General features: G+C 53.1%; 14 protein-coding genes. 4 read left to right on the top strand and 10 right to left on the bottom strand.

Annotated elements, in window-relative coordinates:
* The first annotated feature begins 196 nt into the window (after nt 1-196).
* Both GHO25_RS03855 and GHO25_RS03850 read left to right on the top strand, forming a co-directional pair.
* Nucleotides 197-532, top strand: a complete 336-nt coding sequence (locus GHO25_RS03855) for a hypothetical protein (protein ID WP_048370528.1) — start codon at nt 197-199, stop codon at nt 530-532.
* Between the two features lie 818 nt (nt 533-1,350).
* The gene (locus GHO25_RS03850) at nt 1,351-2,052 is read left to right on the top strand and encodes a LuxR family transcriptional regulator (protein ID WP_153389942.1); all 702 of its coding nucleotides are present in this window, start codon (nt 1,351-1,353) and stop codon (nt 2,050-2,052) included.
* 32 nt (nt 2,053-2,084) lie between these two features.
* Here GHO25_RS03850 and GHO25_RS03845 read toward each other — a convergent pair whose 3' ends face one another.
* From GHO25_RS03845 to GHO25_RS03830, 4 genes are all read right to left on the bottom strand, one after another.
* Nucleotides 2,085-2,291 carry a hypothetical protein gene (locus GHO25_RS03845; RefSeq protein WP_153389941.1) on the bottom strand — a complete coding sequence of 69 codons (207 nt, stop codon included), beginning with the start codon at nt 2,289-2,291 and terminating at the stop codon, nt 2,085-2,087.
* Nucleotides 2,292-2,599: 308 nt separating this feature from the next.
* Nucleotides 2,600-2,998 carry a DUF3757 domain-containing protein gene (locus GHO25_RS03840; RefSeq protein WP_053225251.1) on the bottom strand — a complete coding sequence of 133 codons (399 nt, stop codon included), beginning with the start codon at nt 2,996-2,998 and terminating at the stop codon, nt 2,600-2,602.
* A 478-nt stretch (nt 2,999-3,476) separates the two neighbouring features.
* On the bottom strand, nt 3,477-4,313 hold the full coding sequence (locus GHO25_RS03835) for a nitrilase family protein (RefSeq protein WP_153389940.1): 837 nt from the start codon (nt 4,311-4,313) through the stop codon (nt 3,477-3,479).
* A 19-nt stretch (nt 4,314-4,332) separates the two neighbouring features.
* Entirely contained in the window at nt 4,333-5,835 is a 1,503-nt protein-coding gene (locus tag GHO25_RS03830) for a cytosine permease (RefSeq protein ID WP_256677155.1), read from the bottom strand.
* Between the two features lie 298 nt (nt 5,836-6,133).
* On the opposite strand from GHO25_RS03830, the gene GHO25_RS03825 reads away from it, so the two are divergent.
* Entirely contained in the window at nt 6,134-7,048 is a 915-nt protein-coding gene (locus GHO25_RS03825) for a LysR family transcriptional regulator (protein ID WP_153330156.1), read from the top strand.
* A gap of 4 nt (nt 7,049-7,052) precedes the next feature.
* Here GHO25_RS03825 and GHO25_RS03820 read toward each other — a convergent pair whose 3' ends face one another.
* Entirely contained in the window at nt 7,053-7,955 is a 903-nt protein-coding gene (locus GHO25_RS03820; RefSeq protein ID WP_153389939.1) for a LysR family transcriptional regulator, read from the bottom strand.
* A 439-nt stretch (nt 7,956-8,394) separates the two neighbouring features.
* Here GHO25_RS03820 and GHO25_RS03815 point away from each other — a divergent pair, with 439 nt between their 5' ends.
* Nucleotides 8,395-9,603: a pyridoxal phosphate-dependent aminotransferase gene (locus GHO25_RS03815; protein ID WP_153389938.1), complete on the top strand. Its 1,209-nt coding sequence runs from the start codon at nt 8,395-8,397 to the stop codon at nt 9,601-9,603.
* A 628-nt stretch (nt 9,604-10,231) separates the two neighbouring features.
* On the opposite strand, the gene GHO25_RS03810 is transcribed toward GHO25_RS03815, so the two are convergent.
* The 5 genes from GHO25_RS03810 to GHO25_RS03790 form a co-directional block, all read right to left on the bottom strand.
* On the bottom strand, nt 10,232-11,002 hold the full coding sequence (locus GHO25_RS03810) for a LamB/YcsF family protein (protein WP_088500396.1): 771 nt from the start codon (nt 11,000-11,002) through the stop codon (nt 10,232-10,234).
* A gap of 16 nt (nt 11,003-11,018) precedes the next feature.
* Nucleotides 11,019-12,338 carry an MFS transporter gene (locus GHO25_RS03805; RefSeq protein ID WP_153389937.1) on the bottom strand — a complete coding sequence of 440 codons (1,320 nt, stop codon included), beginning with the start codon at nt 12,336-12,338 and terminating at the stop codon, nt 11,019-11,021.
* A 286-nt stretch (nt 12,339-12,624) separates the two neighbouring features.
* Nucleotides 12,625-13,029, bottom strand: coding sequence for a hypothetical protein (locus tag GHO25_RS03800; protein ID WP_153389936.1), 405 nt, complete (start codon nt 13,027-13,029; stop codon nt 12,625-12,627).
* Nucleotides 13,026-14,387 (bottom strand): acetyl-CoA carboxylase biotin carboxylase subunit, encoded by a 1,362-nt coding sequence (gene accC, locus GHO25_RS03795; RefSeq protein ID WP_153389935.1) that lies wholly within the window; start codon nt 14,385-14,387, stop codon nt 13,026-13,028. The genes GHO25_RS03800 and accC overlap by 4 nt, the downstream gene beginning before the upstream one ends.
* Nucleotides 14,380-14,817 (bottom strand): biotin/lipoyl-containing protein, encoded by a 438-nt coding sequence (locus GHO25_RS03790; protein ID WP_153389934.1) that lies wholly within the window; start codon nt 14,815-14,817, stop codon nt 14,380-14,382. Before GHO25_RS03790 ends, accC begins: the two co-directional genes overlap by 8 nt.
* Nucleotides 14,818-14,822 lie beyond the last annotated feature (5 nt).

Here is a 14,822-nt window from a genome sequence, read left to right as displayed (position 1 = left end):
GGTGATGGGCAGCACTGCCCACCCATGCTTCCACGTCCTCAGGCCTGATCGCAGGTTTTGCGTGGGTGATGTGTCGAAATTCTATATAGCTATCAGCGATAAAAATGAGTAGCAAAGCTGTCAAAAGCTTCAGCCCTTAGGGTAGAGTGCCGCCGCCCGATAATTGGATTCGGGTTCTATTGAATGGAGTAACACCGTGAAGATCGTTAGTAAAACCCTCGCTTCTGCTGTATGTGTTTTGGCTCTTGCAGGTTGTACCGGTACGGCTATGAAGACTCATCAGTACGATAGCAACCAGTACACCGTCGTAGGCCACAGTGAAGCGAGCGCTACGGGTGTGATGCTTTTCGGTCTGATTCCTATTGGTCAGAACAGCCGTTTTGTCCGCGCGCAGACATCTGCAATCCAGGCCAAGGGCGGCGATGCGCTGATTAATACTCAAGTCCAGGAAAAATGGTTTTGGGCCTGGGTTCTGAACGGCTACACCACCACCGTTTCTGGCGATGTGATTAAGCTGAAAACTGCTGAATAAGTAGCATTTGGTTTAAGAAAGCCCGGTTTCCGGGCTTTCTTGTTTTTAGCGTTTGGAGATTCTGTGAATTGAGTTAATCACGATGATGCTCCTGCATAGCCATTTTGTTATGACATCGGTCAGACCGTTGTCATCGTCCATGACGCCCAGGTCCGAAAGCGTGGTGACACCGTTAGACAGTTAAGAGGGGCCGCCCCGTCTTCGACGCCGCGCTGTCGCGCAGCAAACAGGACAGCGAGTATCTTCAGCATCCCCCAATCGGTTCCCTCTCCTTCGGGAGAGGGCTAGGGTGAGGGGTGCTCTTAGATAAAGATCAAAAGATCGCGAGCAAGCTCGCTCCTACAGAGCCTTTAGAGTCAATGACTTATTTCATGTTTGATAGGAGGCATGACGCCTGCTCGTATTTGGCAGTCTGTGTCCACATCACCTATGAGCGGATTTATCCATGGCCTGAGTATTTCAATGTTTACTGTGGCTGGCCAATTCTAAACTCTGGATATATAAATTAAACACAGTGGCTGCGTTGTTTCGGTCATTGCTATAGCGCCTTTTGATTCAGGCCATCCAAAAAGAGATGTAAGATCGCATTTTCCGCCGTCTTATATATTCAAATGGAGTCTATTTAATAGACGGCTGGGAAATAATTACGGATCGTTTTAAAAATTAAAAGAGTTAATGTACTTGGTTGTGTTGAGTAGAGGGGTAAACGTATTAAACGCGATATTCTTATTATAAAAACTCCTTGCTGAATGTTTCATTTTCATTAAAAATGAATTCGTAATGTGTGGTGCTTCCTGATGAGATAAGGAGTTCTGTTGATGGGTGAGTTGAATAACTATTTTAGAAGTGAGGAATACTCACAGGAGACTGCGTATTTATACAGCTATGCCGAGCGTGCTGTTTTGAATATGGGCTTTGACTATTTTATCTTTCGCATGATCATACCTACCTATCTGAGCAGTACTGGTGGTGCAGTGCTGACTAATATCCCGCCAGAAATCATGAAGCCGTATGAAGATAAGAACCAAGTAGAAGACAACCCTATCATTCGTCATTGCCGTACCAGTTTATTGCCCATTATTTGGGGGGCTGAATCCTGTCCAAAACTTAAGGATCTGATTCAAAAAGAAACAGGCAGCTATGCATGGTCTCAAGCACTGCATGATCATACGTGTGTCTCAAGTCTGATAACGGTTATCAGGGCTCATAACACTATCTCGGATCAAGATATTGTTGAAAAAGGCGGCAGCGTGATGTTGCTGTGTTCAAAGCTTCATACGTACTTTATGGATGCTTACCTCTCTGATTCAGATCGTTATAATAGGTTGCTCAAAATCACTGCAAGAGAACGTGAGATATTGAATTATTACGGGCAAGGGAAAACCGCTTCGGAAATCGGAATGGTGTTATCTATTTCGTCTAGGACCGTAAATTTTCATCTGAACAGTATCTACACAAAGCTAGGTGTTTCGAACAGTAAAGAGTCCCTCGTCCTTGCTGTTAAGTTTGGTCTTATCTAAAACGGCCGTTAACGGTTTGTCTCGCAATTGTACTAATGCAGTGTCACCACAATGCCGTCTTCGCACAATCTAATTCGGGACAACGATTTTTTCAGGCTTTTGAGGGAAGACTCAAGGGCTTTAGCTTTATCATCACGGCCTTCAACAGTCTGCTGAGTCGCGGTCTCTTCAATTTTTTTTGCGGCTTCGTTAATACGCTCGTGCACGAGAGTCAGCCTGGTTTTTATTTTTTTCTGCATGGTAAAGATTCCGGAAAATTCACCCGTACTGACAAGCGCCCGATACAGGACGAGAAATGTGTTGTTGAGTTACGGGTATAGAGAAATGCTGATGCGGAGTGTTAGATGGGATCGGCCGAGTTTGCGTGCGGCTACTGCGTAGCCCGGAAGATAAACATTGATAGGGCAAGTGAAATAGCTATAAGAATGACGCCGTGCTTTCAGTCTTGCTTTTCATGGGGGTGTATTAAGCCCAATGAAAAGCAAGCTGTTGATGTAAAGCGGCTGACCAAGGCCAGGTCGGTTATCTAGCCTGGACAGAACACCAATTACTCGAAAGTGCAGAGTTCCTGGTTGTTCTCTTTACATTCATTGCCTTTCCACGCTGTGCCCACAGGCTTGGCAGCAGGTTTAGTTGTAAGGGACATCCTCACGGCCTCGTCTTTTTTACCTTCATAGTCGCAGGCTACAAATGTTTTACTGGCATTAGTGCGGATTGACGCCATTTTAAATGTGACGTTTTTCAGATCAGATTCATCAGCCATCGGGTTTCCTCCTACCCACTGCTGCCCATTGGGAGCAGCTGCTGTATAGCTAAAACCGTTACCGTCAGCAGTCTGTCTAATATCGCTGACAGCCGGGCATGCAGTGGTAGCCGCATAAGCGTTACCCATCAACGCCATCATAGTAATAATACCAGCGGACATTTTTGTCAGGCTTTTAGTCATTTTTATTGCTCCGAGTCTTATGGGATACGATTTTTAGTTGTTTTACGTCTGTGAAGGCAGTCGGAGTGAGGAGAACAACAGTGCAGTAAACATACTTAAACTCAGTACCTGCTGATAAACCAATGCTATAAACATCTGGCGTCAAGTTAATGCTTGCCCGCTAGCGGGTAAGCCGAACTATAGTCAGCGATACATGAGGGTTCAGTACCTTGTTTCCTCGCGCCGATATAAAACGCTCTTCAAGTTTGGCTAATGCTTTACTTATTGGAGAGGTATTAGGTTAGGCGTTCGGATTGAGTGGCGTCTACTGTGATAAATAACAGGTCGTTAAAAATACTTAAGAGGATATTCAGCATTCTGAATGAGAGGGGCGGCCGTTCAAAGCATGTGGGGCAGTTAATCGTAGAGTAGGCACCAGACCTGACACGGGTTGTGTCAGGCCCAATCGTAATTTAAGCAAGCAGTTGAATAGCCTGTATCATCCCACGCTCGCATAAAGCTGTGGCCTACGGTCCCCATGCAAGTCGTTAAGTTTACTGATGTGTTTGTTGTGCGCTTCTTTGAGGTTTATCGTCGCCAGCAATAGTTGCTCACCTGCCAGTTCCGTCGGGCCTGCCAGTGGGTAGCCGTCGGCGTCGACGATCACTGAGCCCTGCACCCAGCCAACCCCTCGCTCGTGACCGTGGCGATCGCAGGCGGCGATGAACAGGCGGTTGACGGAGGCATTGGCCTGGACACGCACCACTTCGGCCGGGCGTTCTCTTTCCGGTCGTGGGCCGTCGGGCCAATTGACCGGCGCGCAGAGCAGTTGCGCACCGGCCAATGCGGGCAGGCGTACCCACTCCGGGAACTCCAGGTCATAACAAATCATCATGCTGATTCGCCCAAATGCGGTTTCTACCACCGGAGGCGGCGCGTTGCCGGCGCTGAAAATCGCGTTTTCCTCGTCCCACAAGTGAGCCTTGCGGTACACCGCACGCAGGCCTTGAGGGTCAATCATCGCGGCGCTATTGGCCAACTGATCAGCACCCAGCCGCTCGCAAAACCCTGCAACGATGAGGATGTTCAGCTCCTTGGCCAGTGCTTTCCATAAGTTGATGGCTGGCCCATCGGTGGGCTCGGACAGTGACAGCGCTTCACTGCGGTCATGGAAGAGGTAGCCGCTCTGGACCAATTCGGGGAGCACCACAATCTGGGCGCCGGCCGAGGCTGCCTGGCGGATGACCCGCTCGGTGAGCGTTCGGTTGTAGGCAAGGTCACCGATCTTTGGTGCCACTTGGCAGCACGCAACGGTGACATTGTTGGCTCTGTTCATTTACCCGGTTTCCTGTTCTTTAAGGCTCAGACGGTGTCGACGTTTGGCTCATTGAGACGATGTCGCTTTCGCTAATGGCGTCGATCACCCGGCGTTCGTACGCAAGGTCAATCGACCGGCTGAGCACGTAATAGACGAGCCCGGACACCAGCAGCCCGACCATCCAGGCAATGTCCACGCCGTTCAGCAGACGCGCCAGAGGGCCGACAAAAATCTCTTTGTTGGCGGTGGCATCGACGATGTAGAAAAACGGCACCATGGCTGCGAAACCCAGCAGGTAGGCAACGATCCCGCGAAATTGCCAGGCGCCATAAATGCCGTGGGGTGTGAAGAAGTGCGGGATCGCGTAATGGCCTTTGCGCACGAAGAAGTAATCCACCAGATTGACGGCAGTCCAGGGCACCAGGAAGTACAGCAACACGACCAGAAAGGTGTTCAACAGCGCGACACTGTCACCTTTGATCGACAGCACGCAGGTCAACACGATGACGCTGATGGCGAAGATCGATACCACGCGGGCTTGCGGCGTCGGCGTGATTTTTTTGATGGAGTCGACCCCCGTCAGCAACGTCAACATGGCGCTGTAGGTATTGAGCGCAATGATTGGCAGAAAACCGACGACCGAGATCAGCACCAAGACATTGCCCAACCCCGGGAAGACCGAAGAGCCCACTTGATTCAGCGCGACCAAGGCATCGGTGGCCTGCAACTGCTGTGAAAGCCAGGCACCGAGGCCGATCATCCACCCGCCGGACAAGGATGCACCGAGAAACACCGCTGCGATCAGTTTGGGCCTGCTGGTGTTTTTCGGAAGATAACGGGAATAGTCCGAGACATACGGCGCGTAAGAAATGTTGTAGCTGGCACCGATAGCAAACAGGGTGGCAAATGCGACCCAGTTAAAGCCAAGGTTGCTGGCTGGCGCCACGGCATCGCTTTGGCCTGTGCCCAGCATCAAGGCGATGGTGACGAGCGTATAGAGAGGCAACGTGGCCAGCAGCGCCCACTTGAACGCTTTGTGCATCAGGTCGTGGCCATAGACAGAGAGCAATGCGCCGATGAGCACGACGGCGGTGGCCACAAGGGTCGGGTCAAAACCAAAGACATGTTTGAGGCCGTCGATGATCAGTGAAATGTTCACCACGTTGAAGCCGACAAACACGAACATCGTCGCCACCAGGGCAAGGATCACCCCGCGGTAGCCAAACTGCGCCCGCGACTGGATCATTTGCGGTAGGCCCATCTCAGGCCCCTGGGAGCCATGGAAGGCCATAAAAATGGTACCCAGCATGATCCCGAGCGTGCCCGCCAGCGCTGTCCACAGGGCCGAAAGCCCCAGGCTTGGGCCTACAAAGCCAATAGAAATGGTGAAAAAGTGGAAATTGCCCAAAAACCAGAAAGGGCCTTGGCTGCTGAGCTTGGCGTGCCGCTCGTTTTCTGGGATGTAATCGATCGAATGGCCTTCGATGGCCATCCCGTCGCTTGTTTTCAAGGTGCACGTGGGGCTCTTGGGGGCTGACATACGATTCTCCTTTTGCTGGAATCGACAGTGATCATTGTTTTTATAAAGTGAAGCTGTCAGTGCAGGCGGGCGGCTCCATCACCCTGTCTCTCAATCAGGTAGAACTCCAGAACACTGCGATGAGATCGCCAAAAAACGTTGTGGCACGTGCACCAAAAACCGACCTATCATCGCTCGCCATCAAGGCGATTGAGTGCCGGTCCCTGGCAATGTAGGGGTCAATTTCAAGCTGTTAAATATCAGAGGCCAACTGTTCACATAGGTGTTTTTCTATGTAAACCGTTTACCAGGAGCGCGCATGTTAGGAACGGTGTCGGAGCTGGATATACGCTTGATCAGGGTATTTCTGGCCGTTGTTGAAGCCGGGGGCATCTCTGCAGCGCAAACGGCGCTCAATACGACGCAGCCCACGATCAGTGCGCAATTGGCCACCTTGGAAGCCAGGCTGGGGTTTCGCCTGTGTGACCGCGGGCGCGCGGGGTTTTCTGTCACGCCCAAAGGCCAGCAGTTTCTCGAGGCGGCGCGCCGCTTAATGGCCGCCACAGAAGGCTTTCGCATTGAGGTTCAGCACATCAATCGCAAAATTACCGGTAACGTCAATATCGGTTTGATGGGCCAGATCGATCCCGTAGCCAACAAAAAAATCGCGCAGGCCATCGCCCGTCTGCGATCCGAGCATGAAGGGCTCTACTTTCACTTTACTGAGCTGTCTTCCTCGCTTCTGGAAGAGAAGTTGATCAATGGGCATCTGGATCTGGCGATCGGCTACTTTTGGCGACGGTTGCCCAATATCGACTATTTTTCGCTGTTTCAAGAGACACAAATTGCTTATTGCGGGCCGTCTCATGTGCTTTTTGATCAAGTCGGAGCGCTCAGCAGCGAGGATGTTCGCGAGCATGACTGGGTCTGGCCCAGCCATCCGTTACCGGAAATGCCGGTTCCCACCTCCATTGAACGCTTGACCGCGCTCACCGACAGCATGGACGGGGCCGCCTTGTTGATTTTGTCAGGTCAGCATTTGGGCTTTCTTCCTCAGCATTACGCCGCCAAACATGAAGTGCTGGGGCAGTTGCATCCGCTTAACGCTGAGCAGTTACGTTATGAGGTCGGTTTTCATGCCGCCGTTCGACATTCCACGCGTCAGCATGATGTGGTGAGCGCCTTTCTGGCCGAGTTGACGGCTATTTTTGCGGTTGATTCGATTGTGGCGTGAGGCTTTACCCGGCGATCAAGAGCCTTGAAAAATCGCACAGCCTTTGCGCGATTACCCCAATATCCTGGCTGACGCCTATCCAGCGGCCAGGTCTGTAAAGGGCCACATAGTTAATGTTCGGTAATGGTGGCTCGCAGCGTATTTCGCTCAGGTCGCCTCTTTCCAGAAGATGCTGCAAACAACGTTTTGGTAAATAGGAAATACCCAGCCCGCACATGGTCAAACCGACTTGCGCGAGCAAGTTGCTCGCGGTCACGGTATTGGCGAAATAGACGCTCTGATCCGAAAACCATTTTTGATAAAACAAGCCGGTACCTGATGAAGTCCCTTGGGCCAATAATTTTTGCTGGGAGAGTTCAAGCAAGCTCCATGTTCGTTCGGTGTTCAGCAATCTGGGCGAGCACATCCAGGCAAACCCTACTGTTTGCAAGGCTACCGTGATGGATCTGGCGTCCGAGAATATATCCGGCACAACAACAAGGTCTAAATGGTCTTGTTCAAACTTGCGAAAGAGTTCTGCGCCGACCTCGACCACCGGTTCCAATTGCAGGCGAGGGTAGACCTCGCTCACGGCCTCGACCAATGACGGGAGCCAGGTCATGGCGGTCAGTTCTGTCACCCCGATGCGATACCGGCCCACCAGGATCGTTTTGTCGCTGACCTCACCCAGCATGTGGTCGCGCCGGTACAGCAAGTCGGTGGCATGTTCGAGCAATAAAGAGCCTTTTGTGGTCAGTCGGGCCGTGCGCCGCGTGCGATCAAACATCGCCACGCTGAAGGTCTCTTCGAGTTCAACGATTCTTTTGGATATCGCTGATTGGGACATATTTAACTTGGTTGCCGCTGCTTCGAAACTGCCTAGCTGGGCAATCCAGTAAAGAGCCTCCAATTGCTTAAAAGTCACCATGTAGAGCAGCCTTGTTCAGGTGTTGCCGGGTGGAAGTTATGGCGAATGGCAGTCCGACAGTGTTGTTTAAACAGTGCTTTATTCGGTACCGGGGCCGCCTGAGACGAGACGATCCTTGCATCGCCGGCCCGAACGTACAAGCGAGTTTTAAGCCTTAATAAACATCACTAAAAGCGATGAAAAATCATCATTTAATGTCGCTAAAAGTATTCTTGCGGGCAGCCTAAGATCGACCCCACGGTGATGATTGTCCATCGCTAAGGGTTCAGTTTCGTCTTCAGGTTGGTCCCCCCACTGTCCCTCTACGCAGCAAGCTGAACCTCAGCGTTGGCGGCATGACCGTAACGACACGTCAAGGCTGTGATCGACAGGGATCTGCTGATCCCTGTCGATCAACTCCGCTTTGGCTGACATCAGTTTGCGGTGAGAAAAAAATAAAATGAAAAACGCGTTTTTGTCCGAGCGGGTCCTGAGTATTGCCCCGTCCCCGAGTGTGGCTGCCAACGCCCTGGTGGCGCAGTTGCGGGCACAAGGTCAGGACATTGTGAACTTCACCGTGGGTGAGCCTGATCTCAACACGCCGGCGCATATCGTTGAGGCGGCGCGCGAGGCCATGGCGTCTGGCGATACTCATTACACCAGCACGCTGGGGACACCTTTGCTGCGCCATGCCATCGTGACCAAACTGGCGCGTGACAATGCCCTGGAGTACAGCCTCGAAGAGGTGGTGGCCGGGTCGGGCGGCAAGCAAATTATTTTTGAAGCGCTGGCGGCCACCCTCAACCCTGACGACGAGGTCATCGTCCACACGCCTTACTGGGTTTCTTACCCCGATATCACTCGCCTGAATGGCGGCACGCCGGTCGTTATCCATGGTCATGAAAGCAACGGTTTCAAGCTGACCCCGGCTGAACTTGAAGACGCCATAACGCCACGGACCAAGTGGGTCATTCTGAACAGCCCGAACAATCCCAGCGGCGCTGTGTACAGCGTTGCCGAGCTGCAAGCACTGGCCCAAGTGCTTCGTGATCACCCCCATGTGCTGATCATGGCTGACGAAATCTATGAGCACTTTGTGTATGGCGATGAGCCCTATGTCTCATTCCCGGCCGCCGCTCCCGATCTCAAGGTACGCACCCTGATTGTTAATGGCGCCTCCAAAGGCTACGCGATGACAGGTTGGCGCCTGGGCTTCGGCGCGGGTCCGAAATGGCTGATTGCTGCGATTGGCAAGTTGCTGTCCCAGAGCACTACCTGCCCGAGCTCGATCAGCCAGGCGGCGGCGGTTGCGGCGTTCAGCGGAGATCAAGGTCCGGTCCAGGCAATGTCGACGCTCTACAAGGGCCGCAGGGACATCATGCTGGTTGCACTTGAAGGCGTGCCAGGCCTGACCTGGACCGTCCCGGACGGCGCTTTCTACGTATTCGTCAACGTCAAAGGGCTCCTGGGCAAGACCACCCCGCGTGGGCAGGTGCTGAACACCGACGGCGATGTCGTCAAGTACTGGTTGGAGGAGGCGGGTGTCGCCACGGTCGTGGGCGAGGCCTATGGCATCAGCCCCTACGTGCGGTTGTCCTTTGCCAGTGGCGAAGCGGTGATCCAGGACGGCTGCGCGCGAATTCGTCGTGCCTGTGTAGCGTTGCGCTGATCAGGGCAACGCTGCTCAAAGGCACAGAATTATCACGCTGGAGCTGCCGCAGGCTGCGATCTTTTGATCTTCAACATCAAAAGATCGCCGCCTGCGGCAGCTCCTACCAAAAATGAAATAAGTGATTGATGCCAAAGGCCCTGTAGGAGCGAGCTTGCCTCGCGATCTTTTGATCTTGATCTGGCTTTTGATCTAAGAGGCCCCGTTAAACCACGTTGTCCGAACGCAGGTGTTGCGCAGTGGCTAAGCCGCAGCAATAGATATGTACCCAAAAATACCGAGGTGGATGGTTTTACGGCTGCATGCAGCCGATCGCAGCCTTCGTACCTCGTCAGCGACTACAGTCACCTGTTTGCTGCGCGACAGCGCGGCGTCGTAGACGGGGCGGCAGCTCCTACCAAAAATGAAATAAGTGATTGAATCTAAAGGCCCTGTAGGAGCGAGCTTGCCTCGCGATCTTTTGATCTTGATCTGGCTTTTGATCTAAGAGGCCCCCCTAAACCACGCAGCCGATCGCAGAGCGGCCACAAAGCCACGTCGCTTTAGAGTTGTGTAGATAACGATGCTTTGGCCGTCGCGTAAAAAAAACGCCCAACACGAAGTTGGGCGTTTTGCTTAGGGCAGTTAATTACTCAGGTTGGCAATAGGGCTTCACCGCGATGCCTGCTTGCTCAAGGGAGGCCCGCACTTTTTTCGCCATCTGCAGCGCGCCGTCGGTATCACCGTGGACGCAGATGGTGTCGATGGACACCGGAATACGCTTGCCCGACTGGGTGATAATTGCGCTTTCTTCGATCATCTGCATCACCCGTGCTGCCGCCTGGTCGGCGTCATGGATCACCGCACCTGGCTGCGTTCTTGGCACAAGGCGGCCGGAATCAAGGTAAGCGCGGTCGGCATAGATCTCGGTGACGTACGCCACCCCGGCACTCTCGGCGAGGCGTTCGAGGGTGACGCCGGCCATGGTCGACAGAATGAGCGTGTCGTCGACTTTCTGGATCGTCTCAATTAACGCCTGAGCTGCCATTTCATTGTCTGCAACCAAATGCCCCAAGGCACCATGGGCTTTTACATGGGTCAACCGGTGGCCGACCGACCTGGCCATCGCCCATGCGGCGCCAATTTGATAGGCCAACAGTTGGCGGAGTTCGTCCTGGGAGAATTCCTGATGCCGACGACCAAAGGCCCACAGATCGGGGTAACCCGGATGAGCGCCAACCGCGACGCCTTTTTGCTTAGCCTTTGCGCAAATATCGGCCATGATCTTGAAGTCGCCCGCATGAAAGCCACAGGCAAGGTTGGACGTGGTAACAACATCCAGCATTTCGTCATCCTGACCAATGGTGTAAGGACCAAAGCCCTCACCCATATCGCAGTTAATATCGACAGACTTAAGCACGGTGAAACTCCTTTAGTTAGTTGGTGAGTTCTTGTCCGGTGACATCTTTCATCTTGCTCAGGGCAATAATGGAAATCATGGCGGCCAAGCTTGTCCAAATGGCCGGTGACATTGAGTTGCCGGTATTTTCGACCAGCCAAGTGCAGATAAACGGCGTGCTGGCGCCGCCAAAAATAGCGCCCACGTTAAAACTCATGGCCATGCCGGTGTAACGCACACGGGTTGGAAATAACTCGCCGTAAACGGTGTAACCCTGGGCCTGAACAATGGCAAACGGCAAAAAGGCGAGCAGGGCGGCGAAGCTGGCCAGTGGGAAACTGCCAAGTGACATCAAGTACATTGAAATGGGGATAACAACGATATAGCTGGCATAACCAATGATCATTAATGTTTTACGACCCACCCGGTCAGATATTTGACCGAACAGGGGCATTGCCAAGGCCGCTGCCAAGGTACTGGCCGCCATCAGCCAAAAGACTTTGCCTGTTTCATAGCCCAGGGTTCGGGTCATATGCAGGTTTAAATAAACAATGCCCAAGTAGGCGGTGCAGTTCTGCGCAAAGGCAATGGATACCGCCAGATACAGCGATTTTCTATGGAGCGTGAATACTTCGCGAACTGGGGCTTTAACCACTTCATTTGATTCCACCAGGCTTTTGAATTTGGGGGAATCCTCCAGCTTCATCCGTGCCCATAAGGTGAGGCCGATAAAGGGAATGCAGATCAAAAATGGAATACGCCAGCCCCACGCCACCATTTCTTCCGGGGTGATCATGAAACTGACCGCGCCCGCCATGCCCGCGGCGGTGGCAATACCAATGGCAACACCCGCCGGGTTGAAGGCACCGAAGAACCCGCGTTTGTTGGCGGGAGCACACTCGGATATGTACGTGGCGGCACCGCTGGCTTCGCCTCCCGCGAAAAACCCCTGCGCCATTCTGCAGGCCACCAGCATCACCGGGGCAAGCACTCCCGCTTGATCGTAGGTCGGTAGTATCCCGACGATGCCGCTGACAATACCGATGCCGATGACCGTCGCAACCAATGTGTACGAACGGCCCCGACGGTCACCCAGGCGACCGAAAAAGATGCCCCCCAATGGGCGCATGATGAAAGCACTGGCGAAAACGGCAAGTGCAGAAAGAAGGGCCTCAAATGAATTCATGGCAGGAAAGAATACTTTCGCCAACGTGCTGGCCAATAAGCCATATATCGCAAAGTCATAGTACTCAACGGCTGAACCCATGCCTGCAACAATAGAGGCTTTCCAGGGGGATTGAGGTTCTGATGAAGTTTTATCGAATGAATAATGCAGAACTGCAGTATCTTTTATCATAGGTGTTTATCTCGCCGGAGGAATCCGAGAACTTTTGAGATGTAACCACTAGACAGTAGGGAAAGAGCAGGTGCCGAAGCATTAACCCGTAGTAGCTAGTAATTGTTATTGTATTTGTTTGCTGTAAGCCACTTGCAACATACACCACCGCTTATCATGGCTATAGCGATTTATTGGGATGGAATATCATCGCTTTTTCTCATCTATAGAGAAATTCAGAGCGTGAGAAGTCGCGCCACTAAACCGGTGGTGATGTTGCTTGTCAGGTTAAACGTCAGGCTGGGCGTTATATAAGTATTGCGACGATATCTCCGTAGCCCACAACGTGAGCATTACTGACTGAATAACTTTTCAATGTTCCGCTGGTGCTGGGGTATACCGGTACGATTGTTGTTTCAACGACGACATAACCAATGATCATGTCAGGTGTCACCTGTTGTCCGCAAAGGTCAGTCGTGGCCCCGGCAAAGGGATGCTGATGATAAAAAACACCCATCTCGGGTGATTCAATCACTGTGCCCTCTTGCAGAGTCTTGGCAGGCGCTGCCAGCGCGGGTTCTGCAACGCTCACGGTTGTCGTTGCGCTGCCAAACTCAAGGCTTAAAGAATAACGTTCATCTTCAACGGTTAATGAGCGGATGCTCGATCCTTGCAGTCGCTGGATCAATAATTCAATGTCATCAATGGTCATGACTGCTGGCTCCCTTCTCGCTGGTCTAGATAATGCTCCAGGTAATGAATGTTCGCCCCGCCTTGAGCAAACTGCGGTGTGCCCAATATCTCCAGTTGCAAGGGGATATTTGAATCAACACCGGCGATCACCAATTCACTGAGCGCTACTTTTATTCGCTCGATGGCTTGCTCTCGCGTTGAGCCATGGGCAATAACCTTGGCGATAAGGGAGTCGTAGTGGCTGGTGATTTTGAACCCGGGTTTAAGGTGTGACTCGACCCGAATGCCCGGACCACCTGGCGGCAACCAGTCACTTACCGTGCCGGCTGACGGTGCAAAAGACCATGGGTCTTCTGCGTTGATACGGCACTCGATGGCGTGGCCTGAAAATACAATCTGATCCTGGCTGATCGACAGTGGCAGGCCCATGGCCACTCGAATTTGCTCGGCGACGATGTCGACGCCGGTGACCATCTCGGTGACCGGGTGCTCGACTTGAACACGGGTGTTCATTTCAATGAAAAAGAACTCGCCGTTTTCGTAGAGAAACTCGAAGGTCCCGGCACCCACATAGCCAATCGCCAGGCACGCTTTCACGCACAACTGGCCAATCTCCTGGATCAAATCCCGGCCGACGCCCGGCGCCGGGGATTCTTCAATCAATTTTTGGTGTCGGCGTTGCGTTGAACAGTCTCGCTCACCCAACCACAGCGCATTGCCATGCTGGTCGGCCAGCACCTGAAGCTCGACGTGACGCGGTGTCTGAAGGAATCGCTCCATGTAGACCACCGGGTTGCCAAAGGCCGCGTTGGCCTCTTCGCGGGTCAGGCTGACCGAGCGCAGCAGCTCCGATTGCGCATTGACCACTCGCATACCACGGCCACCCCCGCCACCGGCCGCTTTGATGATCAGCGGGTAGCCGACTTTTGTGCCGCACTCGAGGATCTCTGCATCGCTATCAGGCACTGCGCCATCTGACCCCGGCACACACGGAATACCGGCTGCAATCATTGCCTGCTTGGCGCGCACCTTGTCGCCCATGCACGCAATGGCCTCGGATGACGGGCCTATGAATGTCAGGCCTGCGTCCTCAACCGCTTTGACGAACCCGGCGTTCTCGGACAGAAAGCCATACCCCGGATGAATGGCCTGAGCCCCCGTGAGTTTTGCCGCCAGCAGAATTTTTTGCTGCAACAGATAGCTTTTGGAGGCTGAAGCCGGGCCGATGCAAATAGAGGTGTCAGCCAGCTTTACATGGCGCAAGTCGCGGTCGGCTTTTGAATACACCGCCACGGTTTGCAGGCCCAGTGATTTACAGGCACGCCAGATACGCAACGCGACTTCACCCCGGTTTGCGATCAATACCTTGTCAAACATGGTTAACCTTCCTGGCTCGATAAATGGGGGTGCCGCGCTCAACGTCTTCACCATCCGCCACCAGGATCTCGACGATCTCGCAGGCAAACTCGGCCTCCAGCGGGTTGAATAATTTCATCGCTTCAATCACCGCCAGGGTGTCGCCTTCACTGACCTGACTGCCAACGCTGGTGAAGTCAGGCTTTGCCGGGGAGGGGCGCAGGTACACGATGCCCGCCATCGGGGCGGCGATCAGGTGCTCATCCAGTGGTGCGGCGGGTGCTGGCACAACCACAGTGGCTGCGGGTTTGAGAGGTGTTTCGGTGGTACTGACAGGCGTTTGTTGTCGGCGACCGAGGTGGACTTTGGTGTTCCCTTGCGTGTACTTCAACTCAAGGAGAGTCGAGCGCTCGAAGCTATCAATCAATCGTTCAAGATCTTTGCTGTGCATTTTTC

Origin of the sequence: Pseudomonas sp. FSL R10-1350 (assembly GCF_009600525.1) — a bacterium.
Lineage (GTDB): Bacteria > Pseudomonadota > Gammaproteobacteria > Pseudomonadales > Pseudomonadaceae > Aquipseudomonas > Aquipseudomonas helleri.
Note: the sequence above shows the minus strand (reverse complement) of the source record. Positions and strands in the feature narration are given on the sequence as shown.

What these genes read in the sequence shown, in the direction of transcription:
- GHO25_RS03850 (WP_153389942.1), top strand. Translation starts at nt 1,351, where the DNA reads ATGGGTGAGTTGAATAACTATTTTAGAAGTGAGGAATACTCACAGGAG.
- GHO25_RS03845 (WP_153389941.1), bottom strand. Translation starts at nt 2,291, where the DNA reads ATGCAGAAAAAAATAAAAACCAGGCTGACTCTCGTGCACGAGCGTATT.
- GHO25_RS03840 (WP_053225251.1), bottom strand. Translation starts at nt 2,998, where the DNA reads ATGACTAAAAGCCTGACAAAAATGTCCGCTGGTATTATTACTATGATG.
- GHO25_RS03835 (WP_153389940.1), bottom strand. Translation starts at nt 4,313, where the DNA reads ATGAACAGAGCCAACAATGTCACCGTTGCGTGCTGCCAAGTGGCACCA.
- GHO25_RS03830 (WP_256677155.1), bottom strand. Translation starts at nt 5,835, where the DNA reads ATGTCAGCCCCCAAGAGCCCCACGTGCACCTTGAAAACAAGCGACGGG.
- GHO25_RS03825 (WP_153330156.1), top strand. Translation starts at nt 6,134, where the DNA reads ATGTTAGGAACGGTGTCGGAGCTGGATATACGCTTGATCAGGGTATTT.
- GHO25_RS03820 (WP_153389939.1), bottom strand. Translation starts at nt 7,955, where the DNA reads ATGGTGACTTTTAAGCAATTGGAGGCTCTTTACTGGATTGCCCAGCTA.
- GHO25_RS03815 (WP_153389938.1), top strand. Translation starts at nt 8,395, where the DNA reads ATGAAAAACGCGTTTTTGTCCGAGCGGGTCCTGAGTATTGCCCCGTCC.
- GHO25_RS03805 (WP_153389937.1), bottom strand. Translation starts at nt 12,338, where the DNA reads ATGATAAAAGATACTGCAGTTCTGCATTATTCATTCGATAAAACTTCA.
- GHO25_RS03800 (WP_153389936.1), bottom strand. Translation starts at nt 13,029, where the DNA reads ATGACCATTGATGACATTGAATTATTGATCCAGCGACTGCAAGGATCG.
- accC (WP_153389935.1), bottom strand. Translation starts at nt 14,387, where the DNA reads ATGTTTGACAAGGTATTGATCGCAAACCGGGGTGAAGTCGCGTTGCGT.
- GHO25_RS03790 (WP_153389934.1), bottom strand. Translation starts at nt 14,817, where the DNA reads ATGCACAGCAAAGATCTTGAACGATTGATTGATAGCTTCGAGCGCTCG.